This is a genomic window from Longimonas halophila (genome assembly GCF_002554705.1).
In the GTDB taxonomy this organism is placed as follows: Bacteria; Bacteroidota; Rhodothermia; order Rhodothermales; family Salinibacteraceae; genus Longimonas; species Longimonas halophila.
This window is the reverse complement of record NZ_PDEP01000012.1, coordinates 24,843-45,308: the sequence shown is the minus strand read 5'-3', so window position 1 is coordinate 45,308 and position 20,466 is coordinate 24,843. Positions and strand designations below refer to the sequence as shown.

Below are 20,466 nucleotides of genomic sequence, written 5' to 3'. Positions count from 1 at the left end.
TCGCGCAATCGACTATCCCCAAACTTCCCATTCTACCATGAGTCACCTCGACCCCGAAAAGCGCCACGACTTCGTCTATCTTTTCGACGTAACCGACGGCAATCCCAATGGCGATCCCGACGCCGGAAACCTGCCCCGTACCGATCCCGAAACGATGCAGGGATTGGTGACCGATGTATCGGTGAAGCGCAAGATTCGCAACTACATCGACCACGCATCAGACGAGGCCAAGCACAAAATCTACGTGCGGCAGGGCGATGTGCTGCATGACAAGCAGAAGCAGGCCTACGAGGCCCTGGATCTTGAATCGGGCGAGGCGGACGTAGCTGATGTGCGCAAAGCGCGATCCTGGATGTGCCAGGAGTTCTTCGATGTACGCTCGTTTGGTGCGGTGATGAGCCACAAAGAGCTGAATTGCGGGCAAGTGCTGGGCCCCATGCAGCTTACCTTTGCGCGCTCCATCGACCCGATTGCCCCGATGGATATGACCATTACACGCTCGGTACCGATCTCGGAGGAATCGCGCGAAGAAAAAGGCGAAAGCATGTTTGGCCGCAAAGCCATCGTGCCGTACGGGCTCTATCGCGGGCACGGCTTTTACAATCCGACGCTGGCCGACCAGACGGGCTTCGACGGCGACGACCTGGAACTCTTCTGGAACGCGCTTAAGATGTGCTGGGAGCTCGACCGATCGGCGTCGCGCGGCATGATGGGCCTGCGTGGACTGTTCGTGTTCAGCCACGACAACAAGCTGGGCAATGCGCCTGCTCACACGCTCTTCGACCGGATCACGGCGCATACCGAGAGCGATGCGCCGCGTTCGTTTTCGGACTATGCGGTAGCCGTTGACGACGCCAATCTGCCCGATGGCGTCACGTTGTCTGTGCTCATATAGCGGGGCGCACCAATGGCTTGATACCGTCTCGTACGCTCGTAACGACTGCCACATCTATGGAATGGGCCGACGACGACCGCATCATGATTTCAGCGCTGGAGCACTACGCGTACTGTCCGCGGCAGTGTGCGCTGATCCATGTGGAGCAGAGCTACGAGGAGAACATCTACACGCTGCGGGGCAACCGCGATCATGAGCGCGTGGATCTGCCGCTCGACAACACACGCGACGACGTGCGCATTGTGCGCAGCCTGCCGCTGTATTCCGACCGGCTGGGCCTGGTGGGCCGCGCCGATGTGGTGGAGTTTCAGGGAGAGACGCCGTATCCAGTGGAGTACAAACATGGTGCTGAGCGCTACCACCGTCCGGCGCGCATCCAGCTGTGTGCGCAGGCGCTCTGTCTGGAGGAGATGACCGGCGCGTCGGTAACGGCAGGGGCGATTTACCACACCGGCGCACGCCGTCGGCAGGAAGTCGAGTTGGATGCGTCGCTGCGCCAGGCCACCGAAGACATCGTGGCCGAGGTGCGGGCTATGCTGGAATCGAACCGCGTGCCGCCGCCCGTGAACGACGACCGCTGTCCGCCGTGCTCGCTGCAGCGCGTGTGCATGCCTGAGCCCATGGCCGCCTCCGACCGCCAGTCGTGGTGGCAGCGCGCGCTCTTTCGCATCGACGACCCGCCCGGTGCGGCGTAGCAACATGGCCTCTCGCATTCACACGTGCACGTCCGCTTCCCCCATAAACGGCTTTTCGCTCTATGCGCCAGCTCCTCAACACGCTCTACGTAACCACCGAGCCCTCGTACCTGCGCCTTGACCACGACACGGTGCGCCTGGAGGTCGAGGGCGACAAGAAGGCGCAGATTCCGCTGCATCATCTGGGCGCTATCGTGTGCTTTGGCAATGTGCTCGTGACGCCTGCGCTTATGGGGCGATGCGCAGCAGATGGGCGAGCGGTGGTGTTTATGAGCCACACCGGACGGTTCCGCGCTCGCGTGCAGGGGCCGCAATCGGGAAACGTGCTGCTGCGGCAGGCGCAGTACGAACAGGCCGAGTCCGAAGCGGATCGGGCGGCCATTGCTCGGGCCTGTGTGGCGGGCAAGGTGCAGAACAGCCGCCGCATGGTGGTGCGCGCGGCCCGGTCGGTCGATGACGACGACCGGCAGGCCGACCTGCACTCCACCGCCAAACGCATGGCGCGCACGCTTGATACGCTGGAGTCGGCCACCGACCCCAACGCCATACGCGGACTGGAGGGCGAAGCCGCCAAGACCTATTTCGACGTGCTCTCGCATCATATCCGTCAGCAGCGCGACGCCTTTCAAATGAACGGGCGCTCGCGGCGTCCGCCGCGTGACCGGTTTAACGCGGTGCTTTCGTTTCTGTACACGCTACTGCTGAACGACTGCGTGTCGGCGGCGGAGGGCGTGGGGCTGGATCCGCAGATGGGGTTTCTGCACCGCCCCCGACCGGGGCGTCCCTCGCTGGCGTTGGACCTGATGGAGGAACTGCGCGCGCCTGTTGCCGACCGGCTGGCGCTTACACTCATCAACCGCCGCCAGCTCACGCCGGATGACTTCCGTACACCCGACGGCGGGGCCGTGCTGCTGAATGATGACGGACGCAAAACCGTGATTACGGCGTATCAGGAGCGCAAGCAGCAGACTGTGACGCATCCGTTTTTGGATCAGTCGATGGAGATTGGGCTGATCCCGCATGCGCAGTCCCGGCTGCTGGCGCGTACGCTGCGCGGCGACATGGAGACGTACATCCCGTATCTGGTGCGATAATAATGAATGACCCAAGCTGCGGGGTAGAACACCAACCTTCCACAATCTGTCATTCTGAGGAGCAAAGCGACGAAGAATCTCTCCCACTGCGAGTAAAACAGGTGCGATGCCGAGACGTGCTCGTATTCACCCATCAGTCGCTCCACTCGCGTTTCGACTCCGCTCCGGGCTCTAAAAGCACTGCATTCCTTCAGGTGGGGCGCTTACAGCCCAGCAACTTGCGTTAACTAACAAACGGCTCCTATGGAGATTCTTGTGACGTACGATGTGGCCACGGTTGATGATGGCGGGGCGCGCCGGTTGCGCCGCGTGGCGCAGGTGTGTACGAACTACGGGCAGCGCGTGCAGCAATCAGTCTTTGAGTGCAGTGTGTCGAAAGCGCAGTACGAGCAGATGGTAGACGACCTGCTTCAGGAAATCGACAACGACAAAGACAGCATCCGCCTGTATCGCCTCTCCATGTCGGCTGCCGAGGCGGTGGAGACGTATGGTGTTGATGAGTCGATTGATTTCAATGATCCGCTTATTTTATAAGCGACCGTTGTAGTGCTATGTCAATCCCCACTTTGATAGTTGCCTTGCAATCAGCCCCCACGAAGCCTGTCATGGTGAGCGCAGTCCCGCCCTGTGGCGCCGACCGCTGTCGGCGGAACCATCTCCTTGGCGTTTAGCGGGAACGGTTCGGGACGGCACAGCACGCGTAGCGTTCTCGGCTTGACCTAAACAACCATGCGTGACACAACAGTAGCTGTATGATGTGGTGCGTTTGAGGCATCGCGAACCGGTAGTGGTCGCCGATCTGCACGGGGGATCGCGATTGTATGTAAAGCATTGATATTAAACGATATGGAGGAAGAAAGACAGATTGCGGATTCGGGACGAGTTGACACGACAGGAAGGGTTCGCGAAAACGACTCTGAAACCTGCTGGTTTTCCATCAGGTTACAAGGACTGCGATAGCACCCTCCTTCACGGGAGGGTGAGGATTGAAAGGCAACCCTTGTCTCTGCCATCACGGGCGGCGGCCTATAGCACCCTCCTTCACGGGAGGGTGAGGATTGAAAGAGAGGGAGTGAGTTGTTGTATGGTCGGGCTCCGTCTCCATAGCACCCTCCTTCACGGGAGGGTGAGGATTGAAAGCTCTTGCCCCTCCGTCTCCATCGTGGCCCGCTCGTAATAGCACCCTCCTTCACGGGAGGGTGAGGATTGAAAGATTGTCTGGGTCGCTTGCCCAAAGCGACTCGAGACGATAGCACCCTCCTTCACGGGAGGGTGAGGATTGAAAGAGCGCGTGGATGACAGCCCTATGACGCAAACGCTTAATAGCACCCTCCTTCACGGGAGGGTGAGGATTGAAAGAAGCATGTCCTCGTCGGTGTACGCGGCGCTCGTATAGCACCCTCCTTCACGGGAGGGTGAGGATTGAAAGGTAGACAGCCAGCACGACCCCGTCCCCGACGCCCTATAGCACCCTCCTTCACGGGAGGGTGAGGATTGAAAGCGATGTACGCATACCGCGAAGGCACGCACTGGTACATAGCACCCTCCTTCACGGGAGGGTAAGGATTGAAAGGCCTTATGGCCACTCAGCACGTCGTGCAGCTCGTATAGCACCCTCCTTCACGGGAGGGTAAGGATTGAAAGGTCGAGCAGATACAGCACGAGGCCAGCGAGACGGAATAGCACCCTCCTTCACGGGAGGGTGAGGATTGAAAGAAGACGGTGGAGCGGGCATACCAGTGTCTCGACAACATAGCACCTGCCTTCGGGCAGTATCTGTTTAGCCCTCTCGTCGCATGGCTCCGCCGTGCGACGCAGGCTGCTCAGGGGCTCTGCCCCGTTCCAACTTGGGCTAAACACTGCCCAGGACGTCTGCTGAGTTCCCAGTCGTGGGCTACAGGTCGCTAAACAGATACCACGGGCAGGTGAGGATTGAAAGATCCACGCAACCAGGTGTGTCTTCTGTGCCCAGATAACGCGGTGTGCAAGTTTTTCCATTGTCCTTCCGGGGCGAGCATCCCCCTTTGTCGCTGCGCGACATGTACGCCGCTTCGTGAAGGGGGAAAGGCCCGAACAGCGTGAGGGAATGGGGGATGTCAGGACCGTGTATTCTGCTACAAGGCGACCAGCAAAGGGAAAAGAGGTAGTGGGTAGACGCTAAGTGATAAGGCTATCGTAGAATGTAGGTTTGTCTTATTCGAACCCCCTCTCCCTTCGGGTTTCTCCCCCTTTTCCAAGGGGGAGATGTCGATAGACAGAGGGGGTTGTCTGGCTCCGATGATGTCGGCCATATGACAATCACTTACCATTGAACCGCTACCGGAAAAGAAAACCTGCACATGGCGTCAGATAGCACCCTCCTTCACGGGGGGGGGGATTGAAAGAGCTTAATCTGGGAGACGCGGGCGCTGCCAAAGCGATAGCACCCTCCTTCATTGGAGGGTGAGGATTGAAAGACGACGGAATCCCCGCAGGGCACCGCATACGACCCATAGCACCCGTCTTCACGGGCGGGTGCTTTTTTGTTGGAGAGCGGGGCGGAGCCCCTGCAACGTGCGTCACGAGGCGGAGCCTCGCGACGAGGTTGCAATGGTGTACATCTGCAACAAGAGAAGGATCACGCAGAGCGTAGTCACGACCAAGCGTATCCACCAGACAGGAGAGCCGGTTGGGGACTGGTGGGGCTGCGACGAGTGGGTGTTTGGGCGTGGGGTGTTGGCGGTGCGGTGGGACTGGTGGGGCCGCCGGGGCGCTTAACGTCTGCTGAATCGCTCAAGGACCGCATCTGAGCGTTGTATCCAGCAAAAATCGGTAAACGCGGCGGGTTTTTCATGTTGCGTGTAACTTATTCCGCTGCGCATCATTTCTATGAAGCGGTTCCAACCCGTTCGTTTCTCGGTTTACTGCTCCGATTTTGTGCTTATGGACGACGCTTCGATGCCCCGGGCCATGTGTCCGTACGTCCCCCACACCACCTACGAAGCCCAGTCGACCCCGGCGCCGCTGCGCGTGTGCGTGATTGACCTGGGGACGAACTCGTTTCATGCTATCATTGTGGATGCGTATGCGAACGGCAGCTTTAAGGTGGTAGACCGGATGAAGGAGATGGTGCGCCTGGGCGATAGCGGGCTGGCGGCGGGGCGGTTGGCCGATGAGGCGATGGAGCGCGGCATGCAGGCGCTGAAGCGCATCTACCTGCTGGCACAGGGACAGGGCGCGCGCTCGTTTTTTGCGTGTGCCACCAGTGCGATCCGCGAGGCGAACAACGGCGGGGCGTTCATTGAGCGCGTGCGCGACGAGATTGGGCTGCGCATTGATCCGATTAGCGGGGCGCAAGAGGCGCATCTCATCTTTCAGGGGGTACGGCGCGAGGTGGATGTCCATGCGCCCTCGGTGGTAGTGGATATTGGCGGCGGTTCGGTCGAGTTCATTGTGTGCACGGGCGATACGGTGCACTTGGCCACGAGCTTGAAGCTGGGCGCCGCCCGCATGACCGAGCGGTTTGTGACGTCGGATCCGATGTCGGCCGCCGACCAGGAGGCGTTGCGCACACATTTTCGGGAAGAGCTGGCGCCGGTGCTGGCGGCGATGCAGGAGCACGACGTGCGCACGCTGGTCGGCTCGTCGGGGACGGTGAAGAGCCTGGCGCGTGTGTGCCTGGACCAGCATGGACAGGGCGATACCTCGGTCTTTGAGGTGGATGTGTCGCTGGATGCGTTTCGCGATACGCTGGGCTTTATCGTGGGTACGTCTGCGGACGAGCGGGAAGCGCTTCCTGCGGTGGCGCTGAAGCGGGTGGGACAGGTTGGTGCGGGGGCGGTGCTCCTGCAGGTGCTTCTGGAGTCGCACGCGTTCAACAAGCTGCACGTGTCGGCCCACGCGCTGCGCGAGGGCATGGTGGTGCAGTTCATCCGCGAAAACCACGAGCGGCTGCAGCGCATTGCGCCCTATGCGGATGTGCGGCGCCGCAGCATCCATGAGGTGGCGTTTCGGTTTGAGTGGGATGAGAAGCACGCGCAGCACGTGGCCTCCACCGCGCTCTTTCTGTTTGACCGATGCCTGCCGTGGTACGCGGGACCATCCGACGATGGCGAACTGCTGGAGTACGCGGCGCTGCTCCATGATATTGGATACTACATTAGCCACTCCGACCACCATCTGCACTCGCGCTACCTGATTCGCCATGCCGACCTGCGCGGCTTTTACGATGGCGAGGTTGATCTCATTTCGCTGGTGGCGCGCTATCACCGGGCCGAGCATCCGCTGCCGGCGCATCCGCACTACGGGCGCCTTTCGCCGCACGATCAGAAGCGCGTGGCGCAGCTTGCAGGGATCTTGCGCATTGCCGAGCGCCTCGACCGCAGTCACTACCAGAACGTAACGACGCTTGCGGTAGGTGCCAATGAGGAGGCGCTTCACATTGACGCGTGCACCAAAGGCGATCCGGAGCTGGAAACGTGGGCGGCACAGCAAGCGAGCACGCTGTTTGAAGATGCGTTTGGTCGTTCCGTGCAGGTTACGGGGCACCGGGGCACGAACACGCGTCCGCCGGGCGAAGATGCCATGGCCTATTCGCTGATGCATGCCTCGACCGAGTCGTAGGGGGGACTTGTATTTCGGTAGGTAGGTGCCAGTTGAGTAGGAGATGGTTCCCCCGACAGCGGTCGGGGCTCCTGCGTCGGACCTCCATACGCTCACCATGACATGTTCTGGGAGTTGGGTTGTGAGCCCCTACACCATGCTGTCATCTTGAGCGAGGCACAGCCGACTCGAAAGATCTCCCGCAAGTTCAGAAGTCCCCTACATCTTGGAAGACCCCTGCCAGCGAAGTAGGAGATGGTTCCTCCGGCAGCGGTAGGGAATACTCCCCATGACATCTGCTGTGAATGCTCGGCAAATGCAGGAGGAGAGATACGGGTGAGCCCGTCTGAGGCCGTATTCATCCGGGATTAACCGCTGCGGCGCTTGCCCATGCGGGGGGACTTCCCTACTTTGCGTTGCAGGTTGAATATGGCTCCACCGCATTGAGCCGGGCCTGCCCGTGTTTCCCTCACCCGCTTGTGTGCATTCATGGCTCTTGCTTCGGTCACCTTTTTTGCGCTTGCCCTGATCGCAATAGCGTCGGCGGTGGGCGTGCTCATCGCACGGAGTCCGATTTACAGCGCGCTGTCGCTGGTGCTCAATCTGCTATCGGTGGCGGGGCTGTACCTCACCATGAACGCCTCCTTTATCGGCGTCATCCAGATTCTGGTGTATGCCGGAGCGATTATGGTGCTGGTGCTGTTCGTGATTATGCTTTTGAACCTGGACGCGTTGCCGAGTCCGCGCAGCATTGGGTGGGGTCCCATCCTCGGGTTTGTGTTGGGCATCGGGCTGCTGGCCCAGCTGCTATACGTTATGCTGACCAGCTTTGGCATTTCGCTGGAAGCTGCTGAGCCGGTAACAACGGCCATGGCGGTGGAGAACGGCTCCGCCAATACGCTGGGACAAATCCTTTTCACGGAGTATGCCCTGCATCTGCAAGTCGCAGCCATTCTGCTGCTGGCAGCCACCGTGGGCGCTGTGATGCTGGCCCAGCGTCGCTTTGCGTAAGCCTGCGCGTCTTGCCCCTCGGCGCATGAGGGATGTGTCGCTTTTGTGTCCTTTACTCACGCTTCCGCCTGCTTCGCTATGGAAGTTGCTCTCGACTGGTATCTGGCGCTCAGCGCTGTCATGTTCACGATTGGCGTATTTGGTGTGCTGCTCAAGCGCAACGCCATTGTGATCTTGATGTGCGTGGAGCTCATGCTGAACTCGGCAAATGTAGCGCTGGTCGGCTTCAGCCAGTCGTTGGCCGACCCCACGGGGCAGATCCTGGTGTTCTTCTCGATTGCCGTAGCCGCTGCCGAAGCCGCCATCGGCCTGGCTATCGTGATTGCGATCTTCCGCAAAAAGCGGACGGTCAATATCAACGACATCCATCTGTTCAAGCACTAAACAGTCGAGCCACGCCCCGGCGCGTGTGCCGCTTGCTTCGCCTCCACCTGACGTTGTCTGACGCCTCCGAGCATGGATTCTGAACTGCTGGTACGACTTATTCTTCTGCTTCCCCTGGCGGGTGCGCTGTTCAGCGGGGTACTGCCGCTGTTCCTACCCCAGCTCCGCACCAGCGAGGGGCTGATTGGCACGGTAAGCACTGCTGCGGTGGCGCTTCCGTTTGCGTTTGCGGTCTACCTCTTTGCTACCTTCTCGGGGGACCCGATCATCACCTCCTATTTTACGTGGATGGCGGCGGGCGATCTGTCGATTGACTTCGCCTACCGCATCGACGAGCTCTCGCTCATCATGCTGCTCGTGGTTACCGGCGTGGGCAGCGTCATCCACCTGTACTCAACCGGCTACATGCATGGGGATTCCGGGTTCTGGCGCTTCTTTGCGTATCTGAACCTCTTCATCTTCGCGATGCTCAACCTCATCCTGGCCAACAACCTGCCGGTGCTCTTCTTGGGCTGGGAGGGCGTGGGGCTCTGCTCGTATCTGCTCATCGGGTTCTGGTACACCGACCTCAGCAACAGCGCTGCCGCCAACAAGGCGTTCATCGTCAACCGCGTGGGCGACTTTGCCTTTCTGCTCGCCATGTTCTTTCTCTTTCGCGAGGTGGGCGCGCTCGACTTTGGGACGCTCCTCGCCGAAGGCCCCGGCATCGACACGACGGTGCTCGGGTTCATCGTGCTGCTGATCTTCATTGGAGCTACTGGCAAGAGCGCGCAGCTCCCCCTCTTTGTGTGGCTGCCGGATGCGATGGCCGGGCCCACCCCGGTATCGGCCCTCATCCACGCCGCTACGATGGTAACGAGCGGGCTCTACCTGCTCGCGCGCCTCTCGCCGATGGTGCTGGAGGTGCCGCACATCATGGTGATCATCGGCATTGTAGGCGCAATTACGGCGCTCATGGCGGCCACCATTGCCATCACCCAGAACGACATCAAGAAGGTGCTGGCGTACTCAACCGTCTCGCAGCTTGGCTTCATGTTCATGGCCGCCGGTGTGGGCGCCTTCTTCGTGGCCATCTTCCACGTTGTGACACACGCCTTCTTTAAGGGCTGCCTCTTCCTCTGCTCCGGCAGCGTGATCCACTCGATGGAGCACGTAGAGCACGACCTGGAGGCGAAAGGCCACAACATGGCCGGGTTCGATCCGCAGGATATGCGCACCATGGGCGGACTCAAAGACTACATGCCGTCTACGCGGTGGACCTATCTCATCTCTACGCTGGCCATTGCCGGGATTCCGCTGCTGGCGGGCTTCTTCTCGAAAGACGAGATTCTGTTTAAGTCGTTCGAGTTGGGCTACAGCGGCGCGTTCTACGGATACGTAGTCTGGGGCATCGCAGTCGTCACCGCGCTGCTAACCGCGTTCTACATGCTGCGCTCCTACATGCTTACCTTCGAGGGCGAGCCGCGCTGGCCCGATGCCGACACCGTGCACCCGCACGAGTCGCCTGCCTCCATGACGATTCCCCTCTGGATTCTGGCGGGGCTCTCCATTGTGGGCGGATACATTGGGCTTCCGGCAGTTATTCAGGGCGGCGACCTGAACTGGATTCATCACTTCCTGGGCGAACCGTACGGCGGTCCGGTCCACGAAATGAAAGACCTGGCCAAGGTGCCGCTGGCCCTGAAATGGGGCCTGGTCGGATTCGGGTCGCTCATTGCGATTGTGGGGGCCTACATCGGGTACCGCGCGTATCGTCCGGGCCAGGCTATGGCCTACGACACCGCTCTGCAGAACCGGCTGGGCGGCCTCTACACGTTCTGGGACGCCAAGTACCATATCGACGACTTCTACAACGAAGTGATCGTTGACGGCCTGCTGGACACCTCAAAGAAGGTGCTGCAGCCCATGGACGCCACGCTTATTGATGGCGTGGTGAACGGGGTGGCGGCGCTGTCGCAGTCGGTGAGCAACGGTGTGAGCCGCATCCAGACCGGGCTCATCCAGAACTATGCGCTTATGCTGGTGCTCGGTGTGGTGCTCGTGCTCGGACTTATAATGGTGGGCGCATAGCCCGATGGGCGTAGCACCAATGCTGCGCCTCCCCCTGCACCTTTTGTACTTGTTTACTTTCACGGCTTAACGTAGCGGAATACATGGACTTTGCCGCGCTCACATCGCTGGTTATCTTTCTGCCGCTCCTGGGGGCGCTGGCGCTCCTGGCGCTGCCCTCAGCCGAGTCTATCAAGTGGACGGCCCTGGGCACCACGGTGCTTACATTTGTGGCCTCCATTGGGCTGTTCATGGGCTACGATCCGTCCGTGAGCACGGCTGACATGCCGCAGATGGCGCACGTGGTTGGGGGCTGGTTTCCCGAAGGCGTGGACGTGAAGTACTTCGTGGGCATTGACGGGCTGAACATCCTGCTGGTGCTGCTGACCACGCTGCTCGGGCCCATTGTAGTGCTGTCGTCGTGGTACTACATCGAACACAGCCACAAAGGCTACTACGCGCTCCTCTTGCTCCTGCAGACGGGCGTGACGGGCGTGTTTATGGCGTTCGACCTGGTGCTCTTCTACGTCTTCTTCGAGCTTACGCTCATCCCGATGTATTTTATCATCGGCATCTGGGGCGGCGAGGATCGCATCTACGCGGCCATTAAGTTTGTGCTGTACACGCTGGTCGGCTCGCTGCTGATGCTGGCGGGCGTGCTCTTTCTGGGATACGCCGCCGGGTCGGCCCAGGGCATCGGCTTCACGACCGACTGGTACAATCTGATTGACTACACCATTCCGCTGGGGACGCAAACCTGGCTCTTTTTCGTCTTCGCCCTCGCCTTTGCGATTAAGGTGCCGCTCTTTCCGCTGCACACCTGGCTGCCCGATGCTCACGTGCAAGCGCCCACCGGCGGCTCGGTGATTCTGGCGGGCGTACTGCTGAAAATGGGGACCTACGGACTCCTCCGCTTCTGTCTGCCGTTCTTTCCGAATGCGGCGCAGAGTGCAGCCGTGCTCATTGCGGTGCTGGCCGTCATTGGCATTATCTACGGCGCGCTGCTGGCTCGGGTACAGCCCGATGCCAAGAAGCTCGTGGCCTATTCGTCGGTTAGCCACCTGGGCTTTGTGGTGCTCGGCATCTTTGCGTTTACGACGGAAGCGATGCAGGGCGCGGTTATCCAGATGATTAACCACGGCATCTCCACGGGCGCGCTCTTCCTGCTGGTGGGCATGCTCTACGAGCGGCGGCATACGCGTCTCATGGAGGATTACGGCGGGCTTGCCAGCTCGGTACCGGTGCTCACCACCTTCATGATTCTGTCGGTGCTGGCCTCTGCTGGACTGCCCGGACTGAACGGGTTCGTGGGCGAGTTCATGATTCTGCTGGGCTCGTTCAAGAGCACGGTGCTCGACAGTCCGATGCTCATTGCGCTGGCCACCTCGGGCGTTATTCTGGCAGCGGTCTACCTGCTCCACATGGTGTACAACACCTTCTTCGGCGAACTGACGCACACCGAGAACGCAGAGATGACCGACATGACCATGCGCGAGTTTGTGCTCATGGCGCCGCTGGCCATCCTCATGCTGGTGATGGGCTTCTACCCGCAGCCGTTCTTGAACCAAACGCAGCCCACGACCGATTTCCTCCTCGAAACCATTGAGGCGAAGCACATCGCCGCGATTGAAGCCGAGCAAGAGGCTACGGCGTCTGCCACGCATTCACCTGCTGGGCATGTGGAGGATGTAGAGTCCGCCCCCGCCCCGCTGTTCGAGTCGATGCCCACTGCGCTGCGCACCGCCGCCCCCTCTTCGCCGGCATCCTCTTCGCCAACCCGCTAACTGACACGCTCTCCTTGCTATGGCTGATCGTACGCCCCTCTCTCGCGCCGACATCGACGCGGCCCTCGACGACATGGAGGGCTGGGTCTTCGAAGACGATACCATTACCAAAGCCTACACCTGCGCCGACTTTCAGGAGGCGGTGGCCTTCATCGTGCGCATCGGGTTTCACGCCGAGGAACTGGCGCACCACCCTGAGCTCTTCAACGTCTACAATAGCGTCGATATTACGCTGACCACGCACGACGCGGGCGACACCGTGACGGAGCTCGACCTGGAGCTGGCTCGCCGCATCGACGCGGTGGCGCCTGAGGCGTAAGTGCGCCTGCACGGCCGGATGCGCGCTGTGCTCCTCTCTACCAATACATTCCTTTAACGAAGCAACAGTATGGATCTTTCGGGCGCATTTACTGCGATGTGGGCCGACCTCCCCGCTATCTTCTCGATGCTGATCGTGGGGGCGGCAGGGCTGGTTGTCATCCTGATGGAAGCCTTCCAGAACCGCGACCCGCGTATCCCGTGGCTCACAGCCGGCGCCTTTGGGCTGGCCATGGGCTGGGAAGCGTTCCAGTTAGGCACCGCACCGGATACGGCCTTCTTTGAACAGCTGCGTACCGGAGGCTATGCCGCCTACATCAACCTGCTCATTCTGGGAGCGGGCCTCTTTACCACCCTGGTGTCGCCGCCGTACCTGCGCCGCCTCAATCGCAACTTTGGTGAGGTCTACGCGCTGCTCCTGTTTGCTACGGTGGGGATGATTATGCTGGGCACCTCAAACACGCTCATTTCGGTGTTTGTGGGGCTGGAAACCATGTCGGTATGTCTCTACATTATGGCCGGGCTGCTGCGCGAAGATGAAGGCGGCATCGAAAGCGGATTTAAGTACTTTGTGCTGGGGGCCTTCTCCACGGGCTTTCTGCTCTACGGCATCGCCCTGATGTACGGCACCACGGGTACCATGCACCTGCCCGAAATGGCCGGGGCCTTCCCCGACGGCGTGCCCCTGCTCTTCTGGGCCGGGGTCGGACTCGTCATCGTGGGCTTTGGCTTTAAGGTGAGTGCCGCGCCCTTCCACATGTGGACACCCGATGTGTACCAGGGCGCGCCCACTACGCTTACCGGCTACATGTCGACCGCGTCGAAGGCGTCGGCGTTTGCCGCACTCATTCTCATCCTCTTCTTTGCGCTGCCCTCCGCCCAGGCGAGTTTGGTCCTGGCGGTATTGGCGCTCATCACGATGGCGGTGGGCAACGTCATGGCGCTGCGCCAAGCCAACGTGAAGCGCATGCTGGCCTACTCATCCATTGCGCACGCCGGATACATGTTTGTGGCGCTGGCCAGCGGTACGACGGCGGGATACAGCGGGGCGCTCTTCTACCTGCTGGTCTACACCGTCATGAATCTGGGCGCTTTCGGCGTGCTTGCGCTCCTGGAGTGGGACGGCATGGCCGGACGCAAACAGACGCTCAGTTCGCTTGCTGGCATGGGCCTTGAGCGGCCCGTGCTGGGCGCGTCGATGGCGGTGTTTATGTTCAGCCTGATCGGCTTCCCTCCGTTTGGCGGATTCATTGGCAAGTACTACATCTTTGCGCCCGCCGTGAGCGCCGGACTCACCTGGCTTGTGATCATTGGGCTGCTCTTTAGCGCGATGTCGGGCTACTACTACCTGCGCGTGATCTACGTCCTCTACATGCAGACCGCCGCAGACGTCGCGGAGGCGGACCGGGCCCCCGAGGGCGGCTTCGCGCAGCCCGCGTGGCTCTCGACCGCTGCCGTGGCCCTGTGCGCCGTGCTGCTGCTTGTGCTGGGCGTGGCCTTCAGCGGTGTGGTCGACGTCACCGAAATGCTGTTCATCCAGGCGGATGCGATGGCCCAGACGCCGTAACGAGCAAGACGCCCCTTCTTCTTCCCTGAGTGTCCGGAATGCACAGTCAGCTTTGAAATGACTTTCTCTTGGGGCAAGCCCTCGCTCCTTACCAGGGGCGGGGGTTTGTAGATTGATTTCACGCTCGGTAGCGCGGGACTGGAAGCGCAGCGTACGTCCCGCGCCTTTTGAAAGAAGGATCTCAACGCCGCTCTTGCAGATTGGGCATGATCCAATCGCATGAACTTGGTTGTCTCTCAGTTCGGCCCGCCAGAGACAGGGATAACGCACCGCACTCATTTCTGGCTCTGCGATGATGGGTCTGAGTAGATCTGACAGGTCTTGGAGACCTGTCAGATCTTTTTATTTGGGTGGTTTGGGCGCCGAGGACGCAAGCGGTACCGACAGTGGTCGGCACGGGTTACCCGGCTATGGGATCCCGGGCGGTCATCGCGCCTCGCCTTTCTTGAGCGCCCGGAATGGGCATCCGGTGGGGCGGTGGCCTGCTCGTACGGCACGTCTTTGCCTTGTACCTGATGTGGCATTCTGCGGATCGGAAGCGATGAGCGGGTCCAAGGCGTGCTCTGACTTTCCCCCTGTAAACAGTCGGTGGTGCCCACAAACGCAAAACGGTCGGCTCGCGCTGGGCGAACCGACCGTGGGTAGTAGCGGGGGCAGGATTCGAACCTGCGACCTTCGGGTTATGAGCCCGATGAGCTACCAAACTGCTCTACCCCGCGATATTTGTATGTGTGCTGCGCCGTGTCTTCCGTTGCAGCGTAGTAATAGACCCTTGCCCGTTCGCTTTGTTCTCCGTGGCGATGCGATTCACCACTCTTTTGCAGAAGCATGTTGCGCCGACGAAAAATTGATTGCGGGGGTGCAATTGCCGTGCACATTCGCTACCCTGCGTGCATCGAATCGCTTTGTATCGACCCGGTACGTTCCTGATATGGCCGACCTGCACCCCTTCCGCGCCGTCCGCCCCCAGCCGTCTGCTGTAGCGGACGTGTGCTGCGCTCCTTACGATGTGGTAAGCACGGCGGAGGCCCGTGACATTGCCTCCGGACGCTCGCGCTCGTTCTTGCGCGTGATTCGGCCCGAAATTGAGCTCCCCGAAGCCGACGATCAGTATGCCGATGCGGTGTACGAACGCGGCGCCTCCAACATGCGGGGCTTCATCGAGGCGCCCTACACGGTGCGTGAAGAGGAGCCCTCGCTCTACGTGTATCGGGTGGATACGGGCGAGCGCTCCCAGACCGGTGTGTTTGGATGCGTATCGGCCGCCGACTATGACGATGGGAAGATTCTGAAGCACGAAGCCACGCGTCCGGCCAAAGTGCGCGACCGGGCGCGCCACATCGAGGCGCAGCAGGCGCATGCCGAGCCGGTCATGCTCACGTATCGCGGCTCCGACACTATCGACGCCCTGGTGCGCTCCATTACGACCCGCGTGCCGCCACTCTTTGACTTTGAGGACGAGTCGGCCCGGCACACGCTGTGGCGCATCGAGGAGCCCGAGGCGTGGCAGCGGGCTTTTGATCGCGTGGCCCGCCTCTACATTGCCGATGGGCATCATCGCTGCAAGGCAGCCAGCCAGGTGGCGCGTCGGCACCGGACGAAGAATGGCACGAATCGGCCCGAAGCGCACTACTTTCCGGCGGTGCTTTTCCCCATGCATGAGATGCACATCATGGCGTACAACCGGACGCTTTCGGGGCTGGAGCGGTCGTCTGAATCCCTGATTGATGCGCTTGCCTCCTGCAGCACGCTTGTTCGCAACGTGGGGTACGCGGTGCCGCCGCAGAAGGGGCACGTGTGCGTGTATGTGGATGGAGCCTGGCACGACTTGGCCTTGCCCCCTGCGCAAGGACCGCGCACCGTTGACACGCTCGACGCGGCTCGCCTTACAGACGGTGTGCTGCGCCCGCTCTTTGACGTGACGGAGCCCCGCAAAGACGACCGAATCGCATACATTGGGGGCATTCGTGGACCGGAGGCCGTGCAGGCACGCGTAGATGCCGGAGGGGCTGATCTGGGTATCTCTATGCATCCGACGGCCATTGAGGAACTGGTGGCCGTGTCGGATGATGGCGATCTTATGCCGCCTAAGTCCACATGGTTTGAGCCGAAGCTCATCAGCGGAATGCTTGTGCACACGTTCTGAAGTTCCCTTACGAAGAGGGCTTAGAACCTGTTTTGATTTCTTATTTTGGGCTGCGAGCGGCTCCGCTGGGCTGCAACGAGTCCCCGATCTCGGCCCGTAGCCCCGGCTACGAACCTCTATCGTGGTCCTCGTTTCGCTCCAGCGGCGCTCGCTCTCGCCTTCAAACCAAAACCCAAACAGGTTCTTACAAATCATAGAGATGCAAGGCGTCCGGTACACCGGGTGCTTTTGCGCATGGGTTAATGCGGACGGAAGCGCACCGTGCATGCGCCATTGGCATAGCGCCAACGTGTTGTGCGGTGTCTTTCGTTAGGCCCCCTTGCTTTCTTCGTAAGCTAACTCTGACAATCCATGTTTACTCATAGAACGACACCACGTCTCGCATATTGGATTCTGGGCTCGTTCCTTCTTACCACGGTGCTGGCCGGATGCGACCTGTTCGGATCAGACGACGAGGAGCCCGCTGCTGATGAGGTCATCGTCATTGGCACCCAAGTTGACAGCGACTTTCTAACGACTGGGGAGTTTGGACTATCTGCCACACCGTTGGATGCGGGTGGGAGCGCGATCTTGGATGAAAACATCGACGCCGAAGTCGACTTGCGTCCGGCAGGGGGCGAAGGCAATACCGCTTCCGAGCTGGAACAGAGCATCGATTTGGTGGCAAGCGTGAGCGTAGATCGCGTGCGGCGTCCATCGGGGAACGACCTGGCGGTGCCGGTGAATCTGGACGGCAGCGGCAGCATGTCGGGCAACGACCCCGATCGGAGCCGTGTGGATGCTACGGAAGCTTTCTTCGACGAGCTCGAAGCGAGCGGCGTCTCATTCGAGTCGGCTGTATTTGAGTTTCCCGGCTTCAACACCGATCCCGACTTCGACTTTACCTCGCTCTATCAAGGCTTTACCAGCGACACTGATCTGCTGCGCGAGGCTGCTGACCAGGCTCGCTCTTCGGGGGGAACGCCGATGTGGGAGTCGCTTGAGGAATTGATTGCGTACTCAGAAACCGAGCGTCCGAACAGCAACTACGAAAAAGCGATCGTCTTGCTGGGCGACGGGATTCCGAATGGCGGCATCGTAACCCGCGATGAGGTCTGCCAGGCTGCCAACGACGCGGAGTCGCCGATCTATGGCATTGGCTTTGGCCCGGCGTCGGACGTATCAGACGTAGCGCAGAGCGCTGCGGTGGAGCAGATGCGCCGCATCTCTGAATGCACGCAGGGCACCTACATTGGCGTGCCTGATGAGGACCTGGAGGCGGCCTTTGCAGGGGCGTTTGCCGGAATGGCACAGGGCACGTCGCAGGGGTCGTTGGCCTTTAACGTACAGGTGGAATCGGGGCTGGAGCAGGTGCGTGAGCAAGGCATACAGCGCCTGGAGGGAACGCTCCGTGTGACCTCGGGCGGAGAGACCGTGGAGGGCGATTTCCTCTTCGGTGTGCCAGAGGCCAACACCACAGGGGCCTTCATTCTGCGATAACTGACACCTCTTGCACATGGGGCCGTGCCTCATGTGCTGGCATCTCTTCTACCAAAACGAGCGGGCTGCGTATCCCCAAGAGGGATGCGCAGCCCGTTTCGCATTGCATAACACCGTGCGGCCCTAAGAGCCTGCTTTGATTTCTTATTTTGGGCTCCGAGCGGCGGCGCTGGGCTGCAAATTGCCTCCGATGTCTGCCCGTAGCCCCGGCTACGAACCTCCATCGTAGTTCAATTTTCGCCTCAGCGGCGCTCGCTCTCGCCGTCAAACCAAAACCCAAACAGGCTCTAAAGCCGGTTGGCTCTGTGGCAAGGCGTGTGCTGTAGCATTTAGTTATCGTTCAGGAGCCACAGGTCGATCTCGCGCTTGTCGATGTTCGCGCTCACAATGCGCACGTTCACCGTATCGCCGGGGCGGTAGGTGGTGCCCTTATTCTTGCCGCGCATGGTGTACGTCTCTTCGTCGTAGACGTAGTAGTCGTCGTCCATGTCGCGTACGTGCGCCAGGCCCTCCACGAGCAGGTCGTTCAGCTCGACGAACACGCCGAACTTCGTGACGCCGCTCACAACGCCCTTAAACTCATCCCCGATGTGGGCTTGCGCGTACTCAACCTGCTTCAGCTTGACCGACTCGCGTTCGGCGCTCTCGGCATCGCGCTCCTTTTCGGAGCAGTATTCGCAGCGCTCCTCCAAGAACTCCTGGTCGGCTGCGTCGCCGCCGCTCAGGTAGCGCTTCAAGAGGCGATGCACCATCAGGTCAGGGTAGCGCCGGATGGGGCTGGTGAAGTGCGTGTAGTACGGAAAGTTCAGTCCGTAGTGACCAATGTTCTTGGTCGTATACACCGCTTTCGACATCGCCCGTAGCGCTGCACGGGTAATGACAATCTCTTCGGGCTGATCTTTGATCGCGTCAATGAGCGCGCCCAGGTCGGCTGGCGTAGCATTGCCGTCGGTGAGGGGGAGTTCGTGGCCGAAGACCTCCACGTAGTTGGAGAGCTTCTGGATGCGCTCGGCATCCGGGCTGTCGTGCACGCGGTAGATGAAGGGTTTCGGATCGTCGGAATCGGCCACGTGGCGCGCGGCGGTGCGGTTCGCGAGCAGCATGAACTCCTCGACCAGGCGGTTCGCGGGCATGCGCTCCTTCACCACAATATCGACCGGGTGGCCGTCGTCGTCGAGAACGACCTTCACCTCGTCGGTGCCAAAGTCGATGCCGCCGCCGTCCATCCGGTTCTTGGTAAGCATGCTGGAGATGGAGTGCGCGCGCTTCACCGGCAGGGCGGCCTCATCATCTGGATTATCGCCGTTGATAAACGCCTGCGCCTCGTCGTACGTAAGGCGGCGCTTCGAGTGAATGACGGTCTCCTCGAACGAGTAGTCGACCAGCTCGCCCTGCTTGTCGATCTCCATAATACAAGAGAACGCGAGCGTGTCTTCGTGCGGACGCAGCGAGCACAGCTCGTTGGACAGCTTCTCGGGCAGCATCGGCACGGTGCGGTCTACCAGGTAGACGCTCGTGGCGCGCTCCATGGCCTCCTCCTCGATGGCCGTATCGGGCTTTACGTAGTGGCTCACGTCCGCAATGTGCACGCCGACCTCCCACGTTCCGTTGCCCGTCTTGCGGATATGCAAGGCATCGTCGAAGTCCTTGGCGTCGTCGGGGTCAATGGTGAAGATGAATGCATCGCGCAGGTCATGGCGGCGCTCAATCTCAGACTGTGGGATGGAGGCGCGAATGGCGTCGGCCTCGCGCTGTACCGGCTCCGGAAAGTCAGTGCGCACGTCCATGCTCATCGCCAGCGAGAGGACCTGCACGTTGGGGTCATCGGCATCGCCCAGCACGTTCAAGATGCGGCCTTCGGGGGAGGCACGGCGGTCGGTAAACCGGTCGATCGACACGACCACCTTGTTGCCGCTCTTGGCCCCGTTGTAGGCGTCTTTCGCCACGATGACGTCTTGCAGGATGCGGTTGTCGTCGGGTTGCACGATAGCGTGCGAGCCCTGTGGACGAAATGTGCCCACGACGCGGGTGCGGCGGCGCTCTTCGACCTCAAGCACTTCGCACTCGCGCTTTTTGTCGGGGCTTTTCTGGGCGCCTACGGCCACGCGCACCAGGTCGCCGTGCAGGGCCGTGCCCATGTGCGGCTCGCGGATGAAGTACTCCTCGTCGGTTTCCACATCGGTCACAAAGCCGAAGCCCCGCGGATGGGCGCTGAGCACGCCTATGGTGCCGCGTTCAATGGCCTTGTGGGCGAACTTTTCGCCGTCGCGCTCGATGAGTTCGGCCTCAACGAGGCGTTCGAGGGTGCGCCCGAACTGCAGGAAGCGCTGGTTATCGTCGAGCTCCAGCTCTTGGGCGATTTCGTGGTCGCGAAACGATCGGTCGGGATGGTCCTTCAGAAACGACAGGATCGCCTGTCGCATCGGGGAAGGGGAAACAGAAGTAGACAACAGAGTTAACGTT

The 20,466-nt window shown here is 60.7% G+C and carries 14 protein-coding genes, 1 tRNA gene and 1 CRISPR repeat array; of the genes, 13 read left to right on the top strand and 2 right to left on the bottom strand.

Annotation, left to right across the window (positions count from 1 at the left end; all coding sequences use genetic code 11):
• The first annotated feature begins 37 nt into the window (after positions 1-37).
• The 11 genes from cas7c to CRI93_RS12115 all read left to right on the top strand — a co-directional run bounded on the left by cas7c (position 38) and on the right by CRI93_RS12115 (position 14,378).
• On the top strand, positions 38-895 hold the full coding sequence (gene cas7c, locus CRI93_RS12170; RefSeq protein ID WP_098062917.1) for a type I-C CRISPR-associated protein Cas7/Csd2: 858 nt from the start codon (positions 38-40) through the stop codon (positions 893-895).
• 56 nt (positions 896-951) lie between these two features.
• Positions 952-1,590 (top strand): CRISPR-associated protein Cas4, encoded by a 639-nt coding sequence (gene cas4 / locus CRI93_RS12165; RefSeq protein ID WP_098062916.1) that lies wholly within the window; start codon positions 952-954, stop codon positions 1,588-1,590.
• 62 nt (positions 1,591-1,652) lie between these two features.
• Positions 1,653-2,684 carry a type I-C CRISPR-associated endonuclease Cas1c gene (cas1c, locus tag CRI93_RS12160; protein WP_098062915.1) on the top strand — a complete coding sequence of 344 codons (1,032 nt, stop codon included), beginning with the start codon at positions 1,653-1,655 and terminating at the stop codon, positions 2,682-2,684.
• Positions 2,685-2,927: 243 nt separating this feature from the next.
• Positions 2,928-3,218 carry a CRISPR-associated endonuclease Cas2 gene (gene cas2, locus CRI93_RS12155; RefSeq protein ID WP_098062914.1) on the top strand — a complete coding sequence of 97 codons (291 nt, stop codon included), beginning with the start codon at positions 2,928-2,930 and terminating at the stop codon, positions 3,216-3,218.
• A gap of 422 nt (positions 3,219-3,640) precedes the next feature.
• Positions 3,641-4,400: a CRISPR direct-repeat array (repeat unit 37 nt; unit sequence ATAGCACCCTCCTTCACGGGAGGGTGAGGATTGAAAG).
• A 1,206-nt stretch (positions 4,401-5,606) separates the two neighbouring features.
• On the top strand, positions 5,607-7,286 hold the full coding sequence (locus CRI93_RS12145; protein ID WP_245850500.1) for a Ppx/GppA phosphatase family protein: 1,680 nt from the start codon (positions 5,607-5,609) through the stop codon (positions 7,284-7,286).
• A gap of 468 nt (positions 7,287-7,754) precedes the next feature.
• Positions 7,755-8,276, top strand: a complete 522-nt coding sequence (locus tag CRI93_RS12140; protein WP_098062912.1) for an NADH-quinone oxidoreductase subunit J family protein — start codon at positions 7,755-7,757, stop codon at positions 8,274-8,276.
• 78 nt (positions 8,277-8,354) lie between these two features.
• On the top strand, positions 8,355-8,660 hold the full coding sequence (gene nuoK, locus CRI93_RS12135; RefSeq protein ID WP_098062911.1) for an NADH-quinone oxidoreductase subunit NuoK: 306 nt from the start codon (positions 8,355-8,357) through the stop codon (positions 8,658-8,660).
• 72 nt (positions 8,661-8,732) lie between these two features.
• Positions 8,733-10,730, top strand: a complete 1,998-nt coding sequence (gene nuoL / locus CRI93_RS12130) for an NADH-quinone oxidoreductase subunit L (RefSeq protein ID WP_098062910.1) — start codon at positions 8,733-8,735, stop codon at positions 10,728-10,730.
• 83 nt (positions 10,731-10,813) lie between these two features.
• Positions 10,814-12,493, top strand: coding sequence for a complex I subunit 4 family protein (locus CRI93_RS12125; protein WP_098062909.1), 1,680 nt, complete (start codon positions 10,814-10,816; stop codon positions 12,491-12,493).
• Between the two features lie 19 nt (positions 12,494-12,512).
• Positions 12,513-12,812, top strand: coding sequence for a 4a-hydroxytetrahydrobiopterin dehydratase (locus tag CRI93_RS12120; RefSeq protein WP_098062908.1), 300 nt, complete (start codon positions 12,513-12,515; stop codon positions 12,810-12,812).
• Positions 12,813-12,881: 69 nt separating this feature from the next.
• The gene (locus CRI93_RS12115) at positions 12,882-14,378 is read left to right on the top strand and encodes an NADH-quinone oxidoreductase subunit N (protein WP_098062907.1); all 1,497 of its coding nucleotides are present in this window, start codon (positions 12,882-12,884) and stop codon (positions 14,376-14,378) included.
• Positions 14,379-15,023: 645 nt separating this feature from the next.
• On the opposite strand, the gene CRI93_RS12110 is transcribed toward CRI93_RS12115, so the two are convergent.
• Positions 15,024-15,097, bottom strand: a tRNA-Met gene (locus tag CRI93_RS12110).
• A 212-nt stretch (positions 15,098-15,309) separates the two neighbouring features.
• On the opposite strand from CRI93_RS12110, the gene CRI93_RS12105 reads away from it, so the two are divergent.
• Complete coding sequence (locus tag CRI93_RS12105; protein WP_176521852.1) at positions 15,310-16,524, top strand: DUF1015 domain-containing protein; 1,215 nt, start codon at positions 15,310-15,312, stop codon at positions 16,522-16,524.
• 351 nt (positions 16,525-16,875) lie between these two features.
• Positions 16,876-18,003: a vWA domain-containing protein gene (locus CRI93_RS12100; RefSeq protein ID WP_098062905.1), complete on the top strand. Its 1,128-nt coding sequence runs from the start codon at positions 16,876-16,878 to the stop codon at positions 18,001-18,003.
• A 329-nt stretch (positions 18,004-18,332) separates the two neighbouring features.
• On the opposite strand, the gene rnr is transcribed toward CRI93_RS12100, so the two are convergent.
• Positions 18,333-20,426 carry a ribonuclease R gene (gene rnr / locus CRI93_RS12095; protein WP_098062904.1) on the bottom strand — a complete coding sequence of 698 codons (2,094 nt, stop codon included), beginning with the start codon at positions 20,424-20,426 and terminating at the stop codon, positions 18,333-18,335.
• Positions 20,427-20,466: the final 40 nt, after the last annotated feature.

Excerpts from the sequence above, each read along its gene's own strand:
- CRI93_RS12100 (WP_098062905.1), top strand. The coding sequence starts at position 16,876 with ATGTTTACTCATAGAACGACACCACGTCTCGCATATTGGATTCTGGGC.
- cas7c (WP_098062917.1), top strand. The coding sequence starts at position 38 with ATGAGTCACCTCGACCCCGAAAAGCGCCACGACTTCGTCTATCTTTTC.
- CRI93_RS12120 (WP_098062908.1), top strand. The coding sequence starts at position 12,513 with ATGGCTGATCGTACGCCCCTCTCTCGCGCCGACATCGACGCGGCCCTC.
- nuoL (WP_098062910.1), top strand. The coding sequence starts at position 8,733 with ATGGATTCTGAACTGCTGGTACGACTTATTCTTCTGCTTCCCCTGGCG.
- CRI93_RS12140 (WP_098062912.1), top strand. The coding sequence starts at position 7,755 with ATGGCTCTTGCTTCGGTCACCTTTTTTGCGCTTGCCCTGATCGCAATA.
- cas1c (WP_098062915.1), top strand. The coding sequence starts at position 1,653 with ATGCGCCAGCTCCTCAACACGCTCTACGTAACCACCGAGCCCTCGTAC.
- CRI93_RS12115 (WP_098062907.1), top strand. The coding sequence starts at position 12,882 with ATGGATCTTTCGGGCGCATTTACTGCGATGTGGGCCGACCTCCCCGCT.
- cas4 (WP_098062916.1), top strand. The coding sequence starts at position 952 with ATGGAATGGGCCGACGACGACCGCATCATGATTTCAGCGCTGGAGCAC.
- nuoK (WP_098062911.1), top strand. The coding sequence starts at position 8,355 with ATGGAAGTTGCTCTCGACTGGTATCTGGCGCTCAGCGCTGTCATGTTC.
- CRI93_RS12125 (WP_098062909.1), top strand. The coding sequence starts at position 10,814 with ATGGACTTTGCCGCGCTCACATCGCTGGTTATCTTTCTGCCGCTCCTG.
- rnr (WP_098062904.1), bottom strand. The coding sequence starts at position 20,426 with ATGCGACAGGCGATCCTGTCGTTTCTGAAGGACCATCCCGACCGATCG.
- cas2 (WP_098062914.1), top strand. The coding sequence starts at position 2,928 with ATGGAGATTCTTGTGACGTACGATGTGGCCACGGTTGATGATGGCGGG.
- CRI93_RS12105 (WP_176521852.1), top strand. The coding sequence starts at position 15,310 with ATGGCCGACCTGCACCCCTTCCGCGCCGTCCGCCCCCAGCCGTCTGCT.
- CRI93_RS12145 (WP_245850500.1), top strand. The coding sequence starts at position 5,607 with ATGGACGACGCTTCGATGCCCCGGGCCATGTGTCCGTACGTCCCCCAC.